Annotated in this window: 18 protein-coding genes; 13 read left to right on the forward strand and 5 right to left on the reverse strand. The window is 45.2% G+C overall.

Features of this window, described 5'->3' with window-relative positions; genetic code table 11:
* Positions 1–14: 14 nt before the first annotated feature.
* The 7 genes from NST47_RS19310 (at position 15) to NST47_RS19340 (ending at position 8,689) form a co-directional block, all read left to right on the forward strand.
* Entirely contained in the window at positions 15–377 is a 363-nt protein-coding gene (locus NST47_RS19310; protein WP_341156565.1) for a cupin domain-containing protein, read from the forward strand.
* Positions 378–399: 22 nt separating this feature from the next.
* Positions 400–1,680, forward strand: a complete 1,281-nt coding sequence (locus tag NST47_RS19315; protein WP_341156566.1) for a Tm-1-like ATP-binding domain-containing protein — start codon at positions 400–402, stop codon at positions 1,678–1,680.
* On the forward strand, positions 1,652–2,482 hold the full coding sequence (locus NST47_RS19320; protein ID WP_341156567.1) for a phosphoenolpyruvate hydrolase family protein: 831 nt from the start codon (positions 1,652–1,654) through the stop codon (positions 2,480–2,482). Before NST47_RS19315 ends, NST47_RS19320 begins: the two co-directional genes overlap by 29 nt.
* A 348-nt stretch (positions 2,483–2,830) precedes the next feature.
* On the forward strand, positions 2,831–3,793 hold the full coding sequence (locus NST47_RS19325; RefSeq protein ID WP_341156568.1) for an ABC transporter permease: 963 nt from the start codon (positions 2,831–2,833) through the stop codon (positions 3,791–3,793).
* Between the two features lie 27 nt (positions 3,794–3,820).
* Positions 3,821–4,696 (forward strand): carbohydrate ABC transporter permease, encoded by an 876-nt coding sequence (locus tag NST47_RS19330; RefSeq protein WP_341156569.1) that lies wholly within the window; start codon positions 3,821–3,823, stop codon positions 4,694–4,696.
* Positions 4,697–4,770: 74 nt separating this feature from the next.
* Positions 4,771–6,390 (forward strand): extracellular solute-binding protein, encoded by a 1,620-nt coding sequence (locus tag NST47_RS19335; RefSeq protein WP_341156570.1) that lies wholly within the window; start codon positions 4,771–4,773, stop codon positions 6,388–6,390.
* Positions 6,391–6,502: 112 nt separating this feature from the next.
* Positions 6,503–8,689: an AraC family transcriptional regulator gene (locus NST47_RS19340; RefSeq protein WP_341156571.1), complete on the forward strand. Its 2,187-nt coding sequence runs from the start codon at positions 6,503–6,505 to the stop codon at positions 8,687–8,689.
* A 102-nt stretch (positions 8,690–8,791) separates the two neighbouring features.
* Here NST47_RS19340 and NST47_RS19345 read toward each other — a convergent pair whose 3' ends face one another.
* From NST47_RS19345 to NST47_RS19360, 4 genes are all read right to left on the reverse strand, one after another.
* Positions 8,792–10,033, reverse strand: coding sequence for a Gfo/Idh/MocA family protein (locus tag NST47_RS19345; RefSeq protein WP_341156572.1), 1,242 nt, complete (start codon positions 10,031–10,033; stop codon positions 8,792–8,794).
* A gap of 103 nt (positions 10,034–10,136) precedes the next feature.
* A complete protein-coding gene (locus tag NST47_RS19350; RefSeq protein WP_341156573.1) occupies positions 10,137–11,963 on the reverse strand; it encodes a heparinase II/III domain-containing protein in 1,827 nt (608 codons plus the stop codon).
* Positions 11,964–12,005: 42 nt separating this feature from the next.
* Entirely contained in the window at positions 12,006–12,872 is an 867-nt protein-coding gene (locus tag NST47_RS19355) for an AraC family transcriptional regulator (RefSeq protein WP_341156574.1), read from the reverse strand.
* Positions 12,873–12,913: 41 nt separating this feature from the next.
* A complete protein-coding gene (locus tag NST47_RS19360) occupies positions 12,914–13,801 on the reverse strand; it encodes an AraC family transcriptional regulator (protein WP_341156575.1) in 888 nt (295 codons plus the stop codon).
* Between the two features lie 253 nt (positions 13,802–14,054).
* On the opposite strand from NST47_RS19360, the gene NST47_RS19365 reads away from it, so the two are divergent.
* Genes NST47_RS19365 through NST47_RS19390 form a run of 6 tightly spaced genes read left to right on the forward strand, consistent with a single transcriptional unit; the run spans position 14,055 to position 18,672 of the window.
* A complete protein-coding gene (locus tag NST47_RS19365; protein WP_341156576.1) occupies positions 14,055–15,188 on the forward strand; it encodes a fatty acid desaturase family protein in 1,134 nt (377 codons plus the stop codon).
* Positions 15,178–15,513: a MocE family 2Fe-2S type ferredoxin gene (locus NST47_RS19370; protein ID WP_341156577.1), complete on the forward strand. Its 336-nt coding sequence runs from the start codon at positions 15,178–15,180 to the stop codon at positions 15,511–15,513. Before NST47_RS19365 ends, NST47_RS19370 begins: the two co-directional genes overlap by 11 nt.
* The gene (locus NST47_RS19375) at positions 15,510–16,745 is read left to right on the forward strand and encodes an NAD(P)/FAD-dependent oxidoreductase (RefSeq protein ID WP_341156578.1); all 1,236 of its coding nucleotides are present in this window, start codon (positions 15,510–15,512) and stop codon (positions 16,743–16,745) included. The genes NST47_RS19370 and NST47_RS19375 overlap by 4 nt, the downstream gene beginning before the upstream one ends.
* Before the next feature lie 18 nt (positions 16,746–16,763).
* A complete protein-coding gene (locus NST47_RS19380) occupies positions 16,764–17,459 on the forward strand; it encodes an aldo/keto reductase (RefSeq protein WP_341156579.1) in 696 nt (231 codons plus the stop codon).
* A gap of 37 nt (positions 17,460–17,496) precedes the next feature.
* Positions 17,497–17,664, forward strand: a complete 168-nt coding sequence (locus NST47_RS19385) for a hypothetical protein (protein ID WP_341156580.1) — start codon at positions 17,497–17,499, stop codon at positions 17,662–17,664.
* A gap of 27 nt (positions 17,665–17,691) precedes the next feature.
* Entirely contained in the window at positions 17,692–18,672 is a 981-nt protein-coding gene (locus tag NST47_RS19390) for a hypothetical protein (RefSeq protein ID WP_341156581.1), read from the forward strand.
* A gap of 58 nt (positions 18,673–18,730) precedes the next feature.
* On the opposite strand, the gene NST47_RS19395 is transcribed toward NST47_RS19390, so the two are convergent.
* Complete coding sequence (locus NST47_RS19395) at positions 18,731–20,806, reverse strand: alpha-galactosidase (protein WP_341156582.1); 2,076 nt, start codon at positions 20,804–20,806, stop codon at positions 18,731–18,733.
* Positions 20,807–20,810: the final 4 nt, after the last annotated feature.

The following is a 20,810-nucleotide window of genomic DNA, read 5'->3' on the forward strand; positions in this document are numbered from 1 at the left end:
TGGAGTGTTTAGTAATGGCTACAATAGTTGATTTAAGAGAACAGAATTCAGGACGTGTATTGGATATGGATTGGGGTAAAATTCAATGGTTATGCGGTCAGGAGATTGACCCGGAATCGGAAATGACCTTTGGCATGGTATACATTAATGCCGGAACATCAAATCCAAGACATATTCATCCGAATTGTGAAGAGGTAATCTTTGTATTATCAGGTGAATGCGATCACACGCTGGGAGATGAAACGTTCCATCTGGAGCCGGGTATGATGCTGCGTATTCCGCGTAATGTACCTCATAATGCGACAACCACAAGCTGGGAAGCATGCCGGATGATTATTGCCTACTCTGCACCAGATCGTCAAACGATTGGCGAGTAAATGGAATAAGGAGCTGAAATGTATGCCAAAGAAAGCTGTGTTGATTGGTGCTCTCGATACAAAAGGTTATGAATTTCAATTCATAAAAGAAACCCTGCAAAAATGTGGAGTGGAAACCTTCATTGTGGATACTGGCGTATTAGGTGATCCGATGTTGCAACCTGACATTTCAGCCGATCAGGTTGCCCAGGCAGGAGGAGCGACTATAGAGCAGCTGCGCATACAGAACGACCGCGGAACAGCTGTTACTGTAATGGGGAACGGTGCTGCTGCAATCATTAAGGAGCTGGAGAGCACTGGAATCGTAGGAGGTGTGTACGGCATGGGAGGAACGGCTGGAACGACGGTTGCCGCATATGCCATGCAAGCCCTGCCGATAGGAGTTCCAAAACTATTGGTATCTACGGTTGCTTCAGGAAATACTCGGCCTTATGTCGGAGTTAAAGATATTACGATGATGTATTCCGTTGTTGATATCGCGGGCATCAATAAATTATCTCGACGTATATTGAGCAATGCAGCTTATGCCTTAGCTGGTATGATTCTTCAGCAGGAGCAGGAAGCTGATCTTGGAAACGGGGACGATAAAATTACCCTGGGCATTACAATGTTTGGCGTGACTACACCGTGTGCGACCCGGGTCAGGGAATTGTTAGAGCAGAAAGGGTACGATATACTCGTATTTCATGCAACAGGTACCGGCGGGTTGGCAATGGAGGAGCTGATTAAAGCCGGTTATATAACGGGAGTTGCCGATATTACAACAACGGAGCTTGCCGATGAGCTGGTAGGCGGCATATTCAGTGCCGGAGCGAACCGTTTAGAGGCTGCCGGAACAGCGGGAATTCCTCAGGTCGTTTCAGTTGGAGCGCTGGATATGGTCAATTTCGGACCGCGTGAAAGTGTTCCGTCGCAATTTAAAGACCGTGTCTTTTACCAGCATAACCCGACTACCACCTTAATGCGAACGACCGTTGCTGAGAATCGGGAGTTGGGCCGTATATTAGCGTCTAAGCTTAACAAGAGCACAGCTCCAACCCTGGTCATTTTACCTAAGGCTGGCGTTTCCTTACTGGACATGGATACAAAGCCGTTCGACGGAAAAGAAGAACGACAAGCTTTATTTGACGGAATTAAACAGCATCTTAGAGCTGATATCACGTTTATAGAGCTGGAGCCGGATATCAACGACCCTTCCGTGGCCGAGGCGATAGCAGAGCATTTAATACGTATGTTGGAAGACATATCAAACCAAACAAAGGGAGAATTGAAGCATGGCGATATCCAGACAGGAAATTCTTAAACGGCTGCGTTCGCAAGTAGAGCAAGGCCGGTTCATTGTAGGAGCAGGAGCAGGCACGGGATTGTCGGCTAAATGTGCTGAAGCAGGAGGTGTAGATCTGATCATCATCTATAATTCAGGGCGTTATCGAATGGCGGGCAGGGGCTCGTTAGCTGGGTTGATGCCCTATGGCGATGCTAATCAAATTGTAGTGGATATGGGTGGCGAGGTACTGCCTATTGTGCACGATACACCTGTGCTTGCTGGGGTATGCGGTACCGATCCATTCCGATTGATGGATGTTTATTTGAAACAGCTCCAAGAGATGGGATTTTCCGGTGTGCAGAATTTCCCGACAGTTGGTCTAATCGATGGCACATTTAGACAGAATCTTGAAGAAACGGGAATGGGTTATGCTTTGGAAGTAGACATGATTCGCAAGGCCCATGAGCTTGATTTATTAACGACGCCTTATGTATTTAATGAAGAGGATGCCATAGCAATGGCCAAAGCTGGTGCAGATGTATTGGTTGCACATGTCGGTCTGACTACAAAAGGCAGTATAGGCGCCAAAACAGCATTGACTCTCGACGAATCAGCTGATCTTGTACAACGCATTTACGATGCAGGGAAAAGCATCAATCCAGACATTATTGTTATTTGTCATGGGGGGCCGATTTCGGAGCCTGAGGATTTGGAATATGTACTGGGCAAGACCGAAGGCATTGCCGGGTTCTTTGGAGCCTCCAGTATCGAGAGACTGCCAACCGAAATCGCAATTACCGAGCAGGTAAGAAAGTTTAAAAATATGGGTGCAGAGTAACGGCCTGGGTCAGACTGCTTTCATTATCATTTAAAAAGCTTCATTCCCTCTTGTTGAATTACTAGCGGGAATGAAGCTTTTTGCATGCAGGGTAGTATTCATGGATCAGCATTGGCCTTGGGTATGAACTATCTAGAATGGAGATTCTAAAACGCCTGTATACTAAGGATTTTGATAACAAATCGTGGTTTTCGCAATTTTGTTGATTATCGCCATTTTTGAAAAAATGCACGAAAAACAAGAATATCGGTATTAAAATTGAAATTTAATATTGCTGTTCGTTCCTTCTGAAATGTATAGTGAAAGCATGAAAACGCTAACACATAAATAAAGGATGGAGAGACTGAGATGCAATATTCAACAACGGATTCCAAGAGAATAGGGAAAGCACGTGCACCATCACAACTAAGCCAAGTGATCAAAAGGTACATGACGCACAAATATTTCTTCATTATGCTTATACCGGTGCTTATTTACTACATTATTTTCCATTATGCCCCGATTTACGGAGTAGTAATTGCGTTTCAGGATTTCAAAATACTAAAGGGAATTTCAGGTAGCAAGTGGGTGGGATTGGATAACTTCAAGGAATTGTTTGCTGGAATGTATTTTTTGCCAGTGCTGAAAAACACATTAATTATTAATTTTTACAAGCTTTTATTTGGTTTTCCCGCACCAATTCTGCTGGCTCTCATGATCAATGAGGTCAAGCAGGCAGCCTTCAAGAAGGTGGTTCAAACTGTCAGCTATTTGCCTTACTTTTTGTCTTGGGTTATTCTGTCAGGGATTATTATTGAGTTCCTGTCTCCAAGCCGAGGTCCGATCAACATCATTTTGACAATGCTTGACTTCAAGTCCGTATTCTTTATTGCCAGCGTGGATTGGTTCCGCTCGATATTGGTCGGCTCAGAAATATGGAAAACGGTAGGCTTCAATGCCATTATTTATTTGGCTGCAATGGCAGGGATAAATCCGGAGATGTATGAGGCGGCTGAAGTAGACGGTATTAATCGCATTCAGAAAATTTGGTTCATCACCTTGCCTTCCATAATACCCGTTATCGTGATTTTACTGATTCTTACCTCAGGGCAAATTATTAGCGACGATTTTGATCAGGTTTACAATTTGCTTAATGCCAAGGTAACCAGTGTTGGAGACGTTATTGGAACTTATACCTATAATGAGGGAATCTCCAAGATGAATTATAGTTATGCCGCAGCTGTGGGCTTGTTCAAAAATGTCGTAGCCTTGGCCGTAGTATTAGTTACCAATACGCTGGCTAAGCGTTTCAGCGACGAGACCATTTTTTAGACTATTAGTAAAGAAAGGAGCTTCAGCATGCTGCGCAAATCATATCGCTTGTCGGACACGTTGTTCATGATTTTTGTCTATATGGCATTGAGTTTATTATCTGTCGTTACCATTTTGCCTTTTATGCAAGTTATTACTCTTTCCATGAGTCCTGCCCAGGTTGTGAACAGCTACGGTTTTCACTTCATACCCACCCAATTTGATTTCTCGGGCTACCAGCAAGTGATGAAAAATCAGCTGATATGGACCGCCTATGGCAATACCATTATCCGGACCGTGTTGGCCACAGCGATAACAGTGGTCTTGACCTTTCTTGGTGCTTATCCGCTTTCGAAAAAGTCGCTGCCTCATCGGACCTTTTGGACCGGGTTCGTTGTTCTGACCATGTTTTTCTCCGGGGGGCTGATCCCCGCTTACATTTTAATAAAGAGTATAGGCTTAATGAATAGCATGTGGGCACTGATTTTACCAGGAGCGGTTAGTACCTTTTTGCTGCTGATCGTTCGAAATTTTGTACATGAGATTCCAGAGGCGTTGGAGGAATCAGCAAAAATGGATGGAGCCAATGATATCTACATTCTCCGAAAAATTATTCTTCCACTTTCCATGCCGGTTCTGGCAACGGTATCGTTATATACGGCTGTTCACCATTGGAACGCCTGGTTTGATAGCATGCTGTATATCCAGACAGAAAGTAAGCAGGTGCTTCAGCTTATATTGCGTAAAATTATTTTGGACGGAGAGCTCAGCGCCTCTGGAACGGAGACCTCGCCGGTGGCGGTCAATACGCAAACCATGAAGATGGCTACATTGGTCGTTTCCATAATTCCTATTTTGTGTGTGTATCCGTTTCTACAAAAATATTTTGTTAAAGGCACCTTGATTGGCTCTATTAAAGGTTGAGCAGTTTCGATTTGGTTATTTCCTGCCATGTGCAGGCTTAACATTGGTTTGAAATTATACACAGGAGGGTTTATATGAATAAGAAGATGATCAAGGGAGTTTCGACAGTACTTGCAAGCGCTATTCTGGCTGGACTTGTTGCCGGGTGTGCGAAGGAGGAGGCCGCACCAGTGGATACTGCCAAGACACCTGATAGCGCTGCATCCAAAGAGCCGGTTACCTTGGATTGGCTGGCTTATAACTCATTTTCAGAGCCAACTACGGACAACAAAATTGTAAAGATGGTGTCGGAGAAATTTAATGTCAACTTTAAATTCTGGTATCTGGACAGCCAAAAGTGGAATGACTCTCTGAATATAAAGCTGGCAGCGGGTGAAATGCCTGATGTTATGTTGGTTAAGCCTGGTGTAAGCCAAATTCCATCTTATGTGGCAAATGGCGTATTGGCCCCTATATCTGATGATCAGATCCGTAAGTTGGCTCCGAACTACGCCAAAACCATTGATAAATATGACCTTTGGAATGTCGTTAAATCTGATGGTAAAATCTATGCGCTGCCGAACCTTAACCTTAACGGAGAATATCCAACTGTTGTCGTATGGCGCAAGGATTGGTTGGATAAGCTGGGCATTACTAAAACACCGGAGACTCTTGCAGAATTTGAAGATGCGTTAACGAAAATACGTAATAACGATCCGGACGGTAATGGCAAGAAAGATACGTATGGTTTATCTGATTTTGCGATACCTGCTGTACTGGGAGCGTTCGGACATCCCGGTATTGCAGATGTAAAGGCTGCTGCTGTTCAGAACAGGGAAGATATACAGTATATCCAAAAGGACGGTAAAATTACATTTGCTGCTATTCAGCCAGAGATGAAGGAAGCGTTGACGCTATTAGCCAAGTGGTATAAAGCGGAGTTAATCGATCCTGAGTTTATCACCTCCGAGAACACAGGCGGCTATGGGTTTGATTCTCATGCATTTTTCAACAATCGGATTGGTTTAACGGGTAAAGGTATGTTCTATCACTGGAGAAATGTAATCGATACTACCAACCCGGATGATAAGGGTGGAGGTCAATTCGTTAATTTGAAGAAGGCTCAGCCCAACGCAGATGTAGTATTTGGCAAGGCTCCTGTGGGACCTACTGGCAAGTCCGGTACGCCTCAATGGGGAGTCAACTCCACACCGATTGGTATTACTACGAAAGCGGCCAAGGATCCGCGTAAAGTTGAAACGATACTTAAGATGATTGAATCCAGTGCATCGGACATGGAATATTACAAAACGACATTCCGTGGCTGGAAAGGCGAGGATTGGAAAGAAGAGAACGGCAAATTCATTAATTTGATTGCTTCTACCCCTCCTGCCGAGTTTCAGAAAAAGGGAGTAGCTGCATTTCATATGATTCAGGTTCCCGAATTCGATAAAAAAATGGATGCCTTCTTGTACGACTTTGGTGATAAAGTGAAACCTAAAGGTTATGTTCCTATGATCGTACCTACAGTAGAATCTCATACCAAAAATGCGACTAACCTGACTAAATTAACGATTCAAACTTACTTGAAAATCATTTTAGGCGAAGCAAGTCCTGATAGCTTTGACGACTATGTAAAAACCTTTAGAGCTAATGGCGGTGATGCCATCGAGAAAGATGTTAATGAAGCTTATAAAAAGATGACGGGTAAATAAAAGTCCATGCAGGCAAGAGCAGTCAGCTTATGTTGACTGCTTTTTATTACTCTTTGTAACTGTTTCGTTGTATAGTATAATTTAATGAATACGCTTTAAGCAGGGGGTAGCTATGGTTATATCGAATCAAGGGATACAAACCCGACATTTCTCTAGATTGTATTGGTCTAACGTCATTATTGTCATTATGATAACGATCATCCCTGTCGTGATATATTACCAGTATTTCTCTAAGGCTTACAATGAAGAATTAGAGAAATTCAATGAGCAGACCGTTATACAGATACGCCAATCTATCGACCAGCAATTTATTAAGGAAAGTATTAATACATTGAGTCGTAGTGTAGCAGATGGCGCTCAGGATTCTATACTGCTCTATCCGATGACAAACAGTATACGTAACGACTCATCCTCAGTACTTAATATTATATCTCAAATAGACAGTATACAAAGAAACCTAAGCTTTGTGAAATCAATTGATTTGTATTATAAATTAGATAATGTGCTGTTTTATGATAACAAATTTTGTTTCTTAACTGACAGTTCCTGTGATATTGGTTCAAGAAAACAATGGCTTGAGCAGTTCCAAACTACGGAAACTCAGATTGATTGGCTCCCGCCAAGGCCAATTCAAGGTAGCGATTCGGAAAAAGTGATCACACATGTCCGAAGTATTCCTTACTTTGCGTCAAAAGAAAACAAAAAAGCAATTATTGCAATCAATATTTATGAGAGTGCTCTTAGAAAGTCATTGCAATCCTTAAAGCATTCATCGGACGGTATCCTGATGATACTGGATGAACAAGGAAATGTAATTGCTCACAATCAGGAGAACAATCCGATGGATGACTTGAGAAATGACAAGAGCCTATGGCTGAACAGGGTGCTGGCCTCGAACACGAATATCATGTTCAACGAAACAATTGCCGGTAATTCCATGATGGTGTCTTCTGCTCACTCCGAATATAACAGCTGGCGTTACGTCTCGATGGCAAATAAGGATTTGTTTTATCAAAAAGCCAATGAGTTGAGAAACTGGCTTATCTCCTTATGTTTTGTTTTTTTACTGGTCAGTATTTTGACCACCTTGTATCTTAATAAACGCGCTCACCGCCCGATCCGCAGCGTATTGAGCGATATGCATCACAAGATAGAAATCAATAAGCCGATAATCCGTCATAATTTGATTATGAGCTTGCTTCATGACGACATACAGCCAAACCGCGGTCAGATGGGGGATATTCTCAATATTCAACCGGAGTGGGATCATTTTTTCTGTTTTATTATTCAAATATCCAAGAAAGAGGACTTCGAGAGTGAGCAGGCGCTTTCCTACCATCTTATAGATTTATTGCAGCTGAAGGAAGAAGAGGAATATCGCATCTGGGCAATTAAAGATTACGGAAGACGGATATTGGGTATTGTATGCTTCAGTGAATTATATAAACATGAGGCTATGAGTGTAATTGAAGATAAGATTCAATCGGTTTATGGAGTTGAATATATGCTTTCCTATGGTGATGCTCACCCCAAAGGCCAGCGACCGGTATCGACCTCTTACCGTGAAGCCGTGGAAGCGCAGAGTTACATGTTTTTACAGCCAGATGACAATACGATTTCTTATGCTGACCTGCATATAGAATCGCGTAAACGGAGCGGAAGCTCTATTGTCATTCTCGATGAGATTGAGAACTGTATTCGGGCGTGTGATGGCCGAAAGGCTGAACAGCTGCTGGTGTCGGTGACAATGGAAATGAAGGAGGGTAATTATTCGATTGAATATTGTGAAAACCTGCTCTCTGATATTGTGACAACTATAAGGAGAGTAGTGAAATCTATGGGCTTTAGCTCTACTCAGCTGTTTGGTTGTGATATTCGCGAGAAATTTAAGGATATTCGCCAAATTGATGAATTTTTCAGCTGGGCTTGCGGGCTCATCCAGATGGCTGTCTCCACGATTGAAGAGAGAAAGCAGAGTATTGATCAGCATTTGGAGTTTAAAGTAAAGAGCTACATAGAAGAGCGTTTGTATGATGATCTGAGTCTGGAGTTGGTTGCCGATCATATGAATGTTAGCGCCAATTATTTGGGCAAGCTGTTTAAGATCAGCACTGGCATTAAATTCACAGAGTATTTAACAGAACGCCGGCTCTCGGAGGCAGTGAAGCTGCTGAAGGCCAGACAGCTTTCTGTGAACGAGATTGCGGGAAAGCTCGGGTACAGCTCGACAAACCATTTCATACGTATTTTTAAAGAGAAGTATGGAGAAACCCCCAAGCAATATCAAAAATGGCTTTAAGAGGTTGTTCAAAAAAGTTCCTGTGGATAATCGAATCCCAAAAGCCTGTGGTTCAAGTACCACAGGCTTTTGGGATTCGATTGTTGGGTAAAAAACCGCAAATCAGGTAGCCTGGAAGCTATCCGGATCTAACAATTCCCATTGGGTTGGCGGTGAACCAAAATCCGGAATATCAAGAAGCTCTCCACCACGAATGGCGGATTCGTGAGCGATAAATCCGGGAGCCAGATAACGGGCTGCATTCCAGACATGGTTGGGAGGCAGTTTATGGGTATGAATTGCTTTCACAAAATCATCAACCAAAAATTGATGTGATCCAAAATGTCCATTAGGCATTTTTTCGAAGGATAGAGGCAATCGGGCTTTATTATGAACTTTGGCGAGCGAAGAGTTAAAGTCATGCTTCAGCGCCTCGTGCAAGCCGGATTCCATATGATCGAGGTTAACATAAGCATCGCTACATTTCAGATCGGCTGTTAAATCGGTTATACCACTACTCCGGTCCAGGGTAGTCCAGGACGATCCACCTGCATGCTCCTCGTAACTGCCTTGCGTGCCAAACATACTCATATACACACTGTTGGAGCCGCTCCAGCCTACACGACGAAATTCATTGATTCGCATCGATCCGCCATCCGATGTACGGACAAGTGCAGATTCGTTGCTGAAGCGGTTATCCCATAGATTGGCGCCTGTTCGGAAAATGCCATCTTCATTGTCATCCTCGTAGCCCAAGCAGGATATCTTGGTTGCCCTTGCACCTGTAACTGAAAGAATCATGCCGACTGAATGTGTAGGATAATACATGGGAGGAATACCCGCTACCTTCTTCCACTCCTTGTCCCCGGAACGTTTAAAGGCATCATAAAAACCATGTGACATATCATGCAAATATTGCGCTTCACCATAAACAAACTTCCCGAATTCACCGGCATTAAATTTGTTGCGGCATAGAATGGCGCTTGGATAGTAGTAGCTTGTCTCCCCGGTCATATAAATCAACCCGGAAGAGCTGACCTCATTCACAATGTCTGCAACCTCATCCAAGGTCCCGGCCATAGGTACTGCTGAATATACATGTTTACCTGCTCGCAGTGCCTTCAGGGTTTGGGGGCCGTGAAGGTGACGTTGGGTGAACACAGCTACCGCATCTACATCGCTTTTTAGCAAATCGTCCATGTTGGAAAAGGTGCGTTGCAGGCCGAAGACCTTGCCATATCGCTCAAGCCTATCAGGCTGATGTTCAGCGAGAAGCACCTCTTCCACATAGGGATGTGCCTGAAATAAAGGAATAAAGCATTTTGAAAAGCTGCCAGCACCAATAATTCCGATTTTTAAACCCATCCTTCATTCCTCCTGTAGTTACGTATTGCTTATCACATAGCTACATTATAAATGAATAAGCGCAGGTCGTATTCGGTCCATATCTTTCATTAGGTGTCCAATATTACGATTTTATGGGTTTAACTGCGTGCAGCCAAAATTGAAATTTAAAAACCTCTTTTGATATGGCCTTTTTCAATCGAAAATAGGTGATATAGGCGATTTGTGGTTCACCCCGATGATTTAAATATGTTTCTACTTCGATGTTAATATCCCAGTTGAGAGGATTCTGCTTCATGGAAACATACCCGCTATGACCTGTCCATTGAACCATGCCGTCAGACAGGCGTGGCTTCACACGACTTACAAATACCTCTGTCACTTCCCCAGGAGATTTAAATTCAAAGGTATCCTGTAAAACAAGCTCAATCGAATCAGGGTGTTTCATCAAAGTCCATTGTCGTTCAAATTTTGTTAATTCCGAATCTTCATAAGCTTTAGTAATATCCAGCAGGTAGGTGAACCCAGACTTTTGTTGTGTGAAATCTAACACATCGGTTGCATATTGCTTGCCATCACACTGCTGGTTACCATTAATAATCGGTACGGAATGTCCACGAGAAGCATTGTTTAAGAAGGAATACCGTTCAGGTCCAAAATATTGTTTGGTGTATAGGCCAGCGCCCAAATCACTTAATAAGCTTTCTCCGTTTAGATGCACAATAAAATGACCCAGATCGTTATGATTATGAGGCTCACCGTTATGTCCTCCCTTGGCAGAGAAGGCAGCAGGTAACCCGGCGAGCTCTACTTGCTGGGTCACCCATCCCAGCTGAGGCAAGTAATGTCCAGTTGGTTCTGAGGTTGGACTGAAAGCGGAGGGATGGCTCCATAACAAATTTCGCATGGCGTGTGGCCAACGATAACAATGGTCAGAATGGAATTCCGGTAGTTGGAAGGTCATAGCATACTTCAATCCGAATCTCTCCGACAGTCGGGTAAGCAAGCCTGGATTCAGGTCGAAAGCATCTAGAGAGTCCGAATAATTCACGTATTGATTGCCAGATAAGCGTACATGATTAGGAAAAGCCGCGATGGCATTTAACTTAGCAATATCAAATAAATTCAAATTTCCGTTAGTGAGGGCTGAGAGCATATCAGCAAAATACGTATAATATCCAAATCCATAGTGCCAATACATGACACCTTCCGAGCAGCCCCCGTCCTCGCCGTAGCCTTCCAGGAAGCTCTCCATCGCTCGAATAACCCTATCGACTATACCGGATAATCGATGGTTATCCTGTACCAATAGCAGGGCAGCCATTCCGGCAGCTCCTGCGCAGACAGCCGACCAGTTGTTAGTCGATGTTTCCCAGTGAAAAGGTACAGCCAGGTCAAAGCAGGGATGCAGCACTCTTTGCTCTACTTCGCTGCGTAATCTGAGTATCACAAGTGGATTTAATTGGGGTTCCAGCAAGTGCATGGTCTCAGCAAGTGCATTTGCAGTTTCTGCCGCGAATAGATCCACCCTTTGGTCCATCGGAACATGCGCTGCGAAGCTCATATGGGCCGGCAGGCACCAGGAATACTCATTGCAAATAGCCCATATGGTATCTTCTATGGCGGATAGGTAACGCCCTTGTTGCTCGTAGATTTCAGAGATAACCAAGCTTAACAAGCGGCCTCGCCTCTCAAAGTAATCAGCTTCATATTCCTTGCGCGTGCCTGTAGCCTCATATTGCTTAAAGCGGGTAAAGGTGATCTCCTGAATAGGTTCAACGAGGAATCTTTCAGCGTCCAGCTGTATGGTCGTTAGCCACTCTGTTAAATGAGAAGCCTGAAGTCGAGCCTGAAGCCCATGTGAATCGAAAGGAACACCATAAGGCGAGCCAAGCGTTAAATCGGGCTTCTCCATCAAAGCGTGATGAATTTCACGAAACGTATATAACATAGCTTTTCCCTCCAGAACCTTGTTGAGTGTAATTGTACCTGATTAGCAGCCATCCTCTGATCGGTGAGGCAGCAGCTGGTGATTATAGACTAAAGGACGTATGACAAGTGTGGAGCAAAATTCGCTCAAGCTGTATCCGGTTTTCTTTTTAAACATTTTGCCAAATGAATGGACGTCGCTGTAGCCGACCCGATTGGCGATCTCGCCAACAGACAGACCTGAATGGATAGCTAACTCCTTAGCCTTCTGAATGCGCACGATCAGCTGGTATTGCACGGGTGAAATGTGGAAGGTTTTGGTGAATGCGGAAATTAGATAATTTTTACTCATCCCGGAAATTTGCTCCAATTGAGTGAAATCGAGATTGTGCTGGTAGTGCTCCACAATATGGTTTTTGATCAAAATCATCCGATTCAGCTTCTTCATATGCTGATTGTTCTGGGAATTGGAGGTCAGGCTCGCCTCAATCTCCGAAAGAATAAGCATAAAAAGCGCCTGGCATCGAAGCCGGGCCTCCATCGTAGGCTTCTTGTAGTGAATAACAAGCTCGGATAGATAATTATTGACAGCAGAACCCAAATAATTACCGCATGCATGATTTCCGTTTAATGACCGATCCAAGGGGAAGGCGGCACCACCGAAATGAAACACAAGCGAAATACAAACATAAGATTGGCCTGGAAGCATCCGAATCGAATGCAGCTCTGCAGGGCGATGGATAATCATGTCTCCTTCTTGTGTAAGATGAACTGCCCCTTCTATTTCATACTCTGCACATCCCTTCACGACATACTGTAAGGCATATTCGTTTAATCGCCGATCCAGTATACCCCAATTCGCCGGAGCATGAAAGAGATGTGCAAGTGTAATATAAGGCGGGAATTGAAAATCTCTATATATGTTTTCCATGATCCTAGCTGCCTCCTAACGGATTGACCACTGTTATAGTATTATTTATCTGGTGTATCCTCAAATAAGGTTGTGCAAAATTGACTTAAGCTCATGCCGGTCTTTCTTTTGAATATCTTACCAAATGCATGAATGTTGACATAACCGACCTCAGCCGCAATCTCGCCAAAAGAAAGACCGGATTGGAGGGCAAGCTCTTTTGCTTTTTCTATTCGGATCCAGATCAGGTACTGTATCGGTGACATGCCAAAGGTTTTATGAAATTGAGAAATGATATGGTTTCGGCTCCAGCCGGTTAACCGTTCCAATTCATGATGGTGAAAGCCCTCTTTTAAGCGACTTAAAATATAATTTCGTATTTGAATTAATTTGGCTTTATTGGCATCTGCTTTTTTACCAGGTTCGCTTGCTTCTCTATCTTGGTGTGCTGCTGCCAGCTGCAGCAGGATTTGCATGAGCAGATTTTGACACAACAGCTGATGGTACATTCCAGGCTGGCGATAATACAGAACAAGCTCGGAGCATTGCTTTTCAATCAATGTACTCGTGAAGTTACCCATGAGATGCCCGTTGCCCTCTGCATCGTGTTCAATGAGGCGATGCATGGGAAAGATTACTGCCCCGAAATGAAAAACGATAGACAGGCAAACATAAGGCTCACCTGACTTGGTTTGTACAGCGTGAATTTCATTAGGTCGATGTAAGAGCAGATCCCCGCGCTTTGTTGCATATAGTCTATCCCCGATTGTGTAATCCGCAGATCCTTCGACCACATACTGAATCTGAAATTGTTTCAATATCCGCGGTTTCAAGCCCCAGCCTTCCGGAGCATGAAACATATGAGCAAGCGTAATGTAAGGTGGGAAATAATAATCCTGCAGCTCGGATAACGTCTCTGTAGGCTCCATGAAATATAGCTTGTCTTTCATAGTAAACGCCCCTCTCCAAATATATACTAGGCTTAATCGGGGTAGTTGTAAAGCCCTGATCTTCAGATCTCCTTACTGTCGGCTGGGTCAGTTTTTGTGTGCAGGCTTTCAACCATATAATGTGATATTGGTAACTACATTGTTACTTTGAGCCAAATACTTTTACCTTGAAAATAGATAAAATAGAATCAGAAGCATAAGTCACTTACCAAGCAGATGCATTTAGAACGAAAGGAAAGAGGAGGAGAATATCTTGTCGTCAGCCGATAACAAAAGAAATTACAGCCTCACAGGTCCGGAAAACAAGCTGGCTCAGGAGAAGGGACTGGTAGCGGCCGAGTGGTATACCTGTTCAATTCCGCGGCCGAGACTTAAACAGCTGATGAAACGGAAGAATGGGCCAGCGATACGCGATACGATCATTTGGTTTGGAGCTCTTGCCGTGGCTGGATATTGGGCTTATATGGCTTGGGGGACCTGGTGGGCGATTCTTGCCTTCGCGGTTTACGGAATTCTTTACGCAACTCCAGCAGATTCACGCTGGCATGAATGCGGACATGGGACCGCTTTTAAAACTCCATGGATGAATGAGGTCGTTTACCAAATCGCTTCCTTTATGGTATTGAGATCGGCTACCCCTTGGCGCTGGAGTCACTCGAGACATCATAGTGATACTTACATTGTCGGACGTGATCCCGAAATCTTAACGGAAAGGCCTCCGCTCTGGAAAATTATAATCATGGAGATCTTTCACCTTTATGGAGGGCCGATTGAACTCAAGCGCTTCATCCTTCATTGCTTCGGCAAAGTGGATAAAGAAGAGAATGAATATATACCTGTATCCGAGCATGGAAAGACATTTCTGGAAGCACGGATCTACTTGCTTATTATCTTGACCGTTCTTGCTTGCTCCATCTACTTGCATACGATACTCCCGCTTATGTTTATCGTCTTGCCGACCTTTTACGGAACGATTGTTGTCCTGCTGTTTGGCATGACGCAGCATCTTGGTCTTTATGAGGATGTATTGGATCATCGCTTAAACACACGAACAATCTATATGAATCCTGTGTTAAGGTTTCTTTACTGGAATATGAACTATCATATCGAGCATCACATGTTCCCAATGGTTCCTTACCATGCCTTACCAGCGTTGCATGATGAAATGAAGAGCGATTGTCCGCAGCCTTGCAGCAGCTTCGGTGCAGCCTTGAAGGAAGTCATTACAGCCCTTGTGAAGCAGAGGAAGGACCCTGCTTATGTGATAGTTCGTCCTCTGCCGAGCACGGCACGTCCGTATAGGTACGGCTCTCAGGAAGAATCCCTTTTCGCTAATGAGATCAACATCAATCAAACCTTACTGGGAGGGCTTACTCATGGATCTTAAAGACTGGGTTGAAGCATGTGCTGCTGATGAAATTGAGCAAGAGGATGTCATTCGGTTCGATCATGGGGACCGTACATTTGCCATCTACCGTACGGAAGATGACAAGTACTATGCGACGGACGGATATTGTACCCATGAGAAATTTCATTTGGCGGATGGTCTGGTCATGGGTACTGCAATTGAATGTCCCAAGCACAACGGTCGATTCGATCTGACTACGGGGGAAGCCAAGCGGGCGCCAGTCTGTATCAGCTTAAAAACCTATGCTGTACAAATCATAAATGGGAACGTCTACATTCATATAGATGGAGGAGGAGCACCGTGATTGAATCAGGAATGGTGATTGTCGGAGCTGGCGAGGCTGCTGCAAGTGCGGCCTTGGAGCTTCGAGCGCAAGGTTGGGAAGGCCCGATAACGATGATTGGCGAGGAACGGTGGCAGCCTTATGAAAGACCGCCGCTTTCCAAACGCATTCTGGCAGCCTCTGATGAGACGGGGCCTGTGTTTATAGCAGGAGATTCATTTCTAACAAATAATCAAATTGATTTTTTGTCTGGATGTTCAGTTGTGTTTATTGATCGCGTCAGCCGAACGGTGGTTCTTGCTGACGATACAACAATCCGCTACGAGCGTCTCTTGTTGGCAACAGGGGCTCGTCCGCGCCAACTACTTGTAGGGGGAGCAATAGTCCCGAACCTGCTATATCTGCGCACCTATGCGGATGCACAGAAGCTCCGAACCTACTTATGCCCAGGGAAAAGGATGGTCATTATTGGAGGAGGCTTCATCGGACTTGAGGCTGCTGCTAGCGCTGTAGAGCGCGGCTGCTCGGTTACTCTTATCGAAGCTGGACCTCGGATTCTGATGCGCGGTGTTTCCGAAGCCATAGCCCGAATTATAGAAGAGCGTCATTTGCAGGCCGGTGTCAAATTGAACGTGGGAACGGCTTTATCCAGTATAAGCAGCATTGAGGAAGAGCATATAGTTGTACTTGCAGACGGAACCACGATTCATTGCGACGGTATCCTTGCAGGAATAGGAGCAATCCCAAATACCTTGCTGGCTTCGGCAAGCGGTCTTGACGTTGAGAACGGTGTGGCCGTTAACGACAGATTAGCCACTAACGACCCTTTTATTTTTGCAGCCGGGGACTGCTGCTCGTTTCAGCATCCACTCTTTGGCAATAAGCGGATCAGGCTGGAGGCATGGCGCAACGCGCAGGATCAAGGACAGCACGCGGCACGCAGCATGCTGGGCGCTGCAGAGTCCTTTACTACGGTTCCCTGGTTCTGGTCAGATCAATATGAGCTGACACTGCAGGTAACCGGACTTCCTGACCATGGCAATCATGTGGTTGAGCGCGATATGGGGGATTCAGGCAAGCTATTTTTCCATCTCCATGATGATGGTCAACTGGTAGCGGTTAGTGGCATTGGATCATCTCCAACCCTTGCCAGGGAAATCAGATTGGGAGAACTGCTTATACACAAGCAGGCTCGGCCTGATCCAAATGCTTTATGTGATCCTAATGTGAAATTAAAATCGCTTCTCAAATAACGGAGGGTGTTTCTGCAGATGAAATTCACTAAATTTCCCGGTTCCGAACAGCTTGTATCTCGAATTGGATTTGGGACTATGGGACTTGGGGGCTCGTTCGGTACCTTCGACGAATCCTACCTGATCAAATCTGTGCTGCACAGTCTGGAAAGAGGTGTCACGCTAATTGACACCGCAAGAGCTTATGGGGCTTCTGAAAAACTCGTAGGGCTTACGCTAAAGCAATGGCGGGGGGAGAAACCATTTATTACTTCAAAAGTGCAGTCGCTGGGTCCGGGCTCCATTGGTTGGGGAAACCACATCCCTGTGGAGACGGCTTACCCGGAGGGCTCGCTGCGCCGTTCGACTGAACTATCACTTGAGCAGCTTGGGGTCGAGACGATTGACCTGATGCAGCTTCACCAGTACTGGCCGCAATGGGATAAAAAGGATTACTGGATGGAAGGGGTCCTCCGCCTCAAGGAAGACAGCGATCCCGAACTGGTGGAGGGCTTGTTCGATGGTGACCATGCAGGCAAGTATGAAATTTCACAGCTGTTATATTTACGTCCTGAGCTTATCGATTTCACGCAGTGTGATCGACAGCACGAGGCTTGCTCTGGCGGCAGGCTTGCTCTGGGAGAGAATGCTTTGGAAGCAACCGCCGCATATGGAGAGCATATTATGCATACCTGCTTGCAAGCGCTATCTATGTACTATGGCTCAGGCATGTAAGGAGGATAGGAGGGAGGCTCGAATTGACACGCTAATCATGCAGCAGCTTACTTATACCTCTATCGAGAAGATTTGGAAGCAGCTGCTGCAGTTCCATAAGCATTGGAGGACTCTCGGACCAGGTGCAGACCAGCTGCCAGTTTCGGACGGTTCACAATGGAAGTCCTACGAGATCGTTCAAATAAATGATGACAGTCTTGAATGAACAAGATGAAGGGTGGAGCCTCATGTGATGGATTGGCAAAATCAAACTCGCATCGCGGAATCAATTTATAAAGGCTGGAGTGCCGTGACGATGGAATCCGCTTATATTCAATTGGTCATCATTCCTGAATTAGGCGGTAAAATTGTATCCTTGCAATATAAAAACAGCCGAAAAGAGTGGCTCGCTCAAACCGTTTCAAGGGAATTGAAGAAGTTAGGTTACGGCTCTGTATTCACAGCAGCGGATATGAGCGGTTGGGATGAATGCTTTCCAACTATCGTGGCCTGCGATTATCCGATTGCAGGTGCTTTTTCAAACCTTAGGCTTCCTGATCATGGGGAATTGTGGGCTATACCATGGACTGTCGATATTCAGGATCAAGCATTGGAATGCAGGGTGAATGGAACTATGCTGCCTTACGAGTTCACTCGCAGAATGTTATTTGTTGATGACTATACCGTTCGTTTCGATTATAAGGTAACCAACAGAAGTGAGGAAACATTAACGGTATTTTGGACGGCTCATCCACAATTCGTTGCAACAGAGCATTCGCGAATCTGTTTACCTTCCGAAATTCAAGAGGTATTATGTGTCGATGGCGGACGCATGCTGGAAGCGGGAATGAGATATCCTTGGCCATCTGGCAAGGGAAATCACTCTCGACAATTGAATAGAGTGGGATCGGCAGCTGCAAAAGATTCACGGAAGTTCTACGTGGAGGGTTCGGTGCCATGTGGATGGGCCGGGATTCATGAAGCTAACAGCGGTGAATATTTGACAATGAGCTGGTCCCCAGATGAGGTTCCTTACTTAGGTATTTGGATAGATGAGGGTCAATATAACGAATATAGCGTATGTGCTTTGGAGCCCAGCAGCGGTTATTACGACAGCTTGACGGAAGCTCAGCAACAAGAAAAGGTTATGGTAATCAGTCCAAAAGCTGTGAGTAGCTGGAGTCTTAATATCCGATTGGGTTGTGGAACTCTTCATGAAATGGAAAACAATTAACCTGCAGGGAGATTTCCCCCTGCAGGTTCTGTTTGTTCATTCTACAATATTTATATAATTAAAATTGATACCGATATACAGCATAGGAATATGGTTGGTTCAAACTGAAGCTGTAGCGGTTAGCCGCATCCGGGTGAAGCTGCAGGGTCTCTATAGGCTTAGCGCCATCTCCTGACCATGCACCACCCTCGCATCTGATCAAGCATTCAAGTTGAAGCTTGCTGCCAGAAGCTTTCCAGAGGTCGAATGAATGGTTAGGGGATTCACAATTTTCGCGATAAATGATTAATAAGCCAGTTCCACTTGAGGCGCTCATTGATTGGAAGCCAGCCCAGCCAAAGCCAGAGGGCTCGCTGCCTATCGGAAGAACGGTACCGCCCAGTAGCTCGGCTTGAAGTGCGCGATAGGACGAAAGCATGATGCTGAGCAGCCTGCGATTCTTATCACTTAGCCCGCTTAACTCCATCCAGGCAAGAGGATTTGCCACCATCGTTACACCGAAGGAATAGGCAAAACCGCATTTGCCTGGTGACAACGGATCGTTGTCATACAGCTGCTGATTGCGCTCGACATTGAGGAATTCCATCTGCAGCCTGCGAGTGGGTACATACTTACTGAGCATCCATAGATTACGCAGGGTATAGTGCGGGTAATAATTAGTCCAATCCGTATAGCGATTTTCCAGGAACAGGCATCCATATTGATTACGGCCGTAATAGCCAGTCCTGATTTGAGCAGTTGTGTCCAGATTAAAGCACACGGCTGCGCCACTTTCGCTTATAGTTTGCTCCATCATGTTGTTCAAATTGACTTCACCGGCTTTGGACGTAATATTAATCCCATCCAGCTTGAAATAACTGATTCCATAGCTTTTGTGTAGCCGAAGCAAAGTAGCTGCATCCCGCTGCCAATTACTGAAATTGTTGGAGGAATCGGGTGAAAACCACAACCCTAGTTTGATTCCATGCTGTGCTGCGAAATTAACAATCGGTTCAAGCCCTCTTGGGAAGCGTTCCTGGTTCACCTGCCAGAAGTTATCCTGATAGTCATAGTACCCACTCCAGACTCCCCCTGAGATGACGGAATTTGAGGTCGCCCCTTGCTGCCAGCCATCATCGACCTGAAATATACCGATTCCCATCTGAGCCGCTGCTTCCAGCTCTGCGAGCAGGAATTCCTCGTTCACCCGTCCATCCTTCGAGCGATCTCCCCATGTGTTGCTCATCACAAAGCTGTCCAGTTTGGGCTTAAAACGGCGGATTGAGCTTTGGTACTCGTGTAGTGCCTGAAGCGCAATTATGTCTTTGCCTGAGGCAACACCTACTACAGAGCCGTAAGCCGGTACATACCGATCCGGACTCAGATCGGCTTCAGTCAGCCCGCCTCCTGTCATAAATACACGTTTTCCGATAAAACGATAATCATATCCCGGGTAATGCAGCTGGCCAAATGAGGTCGGAGACTCCTTGAGGAAGAAAAGCTTGCCCTCAGTAAACGGATTGCTTACAAATAGAAGACTGGCGGATACATCACTTTTTTCATTGACATAAAATAAACCGCTTTCCTCACTCACTAGGTTGTTATGATGGTCTGTCACATCGCGAAGGATGGCAGAGGACCAGCGTCCATGACGTTCCCTGAATGGCAGCGCGTCCACATAATCGACAGGAAGGTGGGATATGGCCTTGTTGTTGTCATCTAGCTGCAGATCAATTCCTGCTGCAGTTCCATTAGCCGCTGCGGAATGATCAGAATCGCCTGCCTCTGTGAGCTTCACTGAAACTTCGTGACGCAGGTAGGGACGCTCTGGATATAAACGGGTAACCAGCAGCACGCTGAAACAAGCATATTCCAGCTTCAAAGTGACCTTTAAATGCTCTTCGGCGACTGTGTAATCATTTTCGATGGCTGCTTCCACGTTGGAAATCAGGAGTCTCGTATCCGTTAGAAAAGGAAATCGGAACATGGGCATAGGCTGCGAGTTCTCTATCCATTGCTCGTTCGTGCTTTTGTCCAGAAGAGATTGTGAAACCGGGACACCATTGGACAAATCCCACGTTCGCTCAATTCGCGAATTGCCTACAGTGAAGAGTGGGCCTTCATAGCGGTAGAAGCAGTCTTGAAATTGGGACATACAG

The sequence above is a fragment of the Paenibacillus sp. FSL H8-0034 genome (assembly GCF_038000305.1).
GTDB lineage: Bacteria > Bacillota > Bacilli > Paenibacillales > NBRC-103111 > Paenibacillus_S.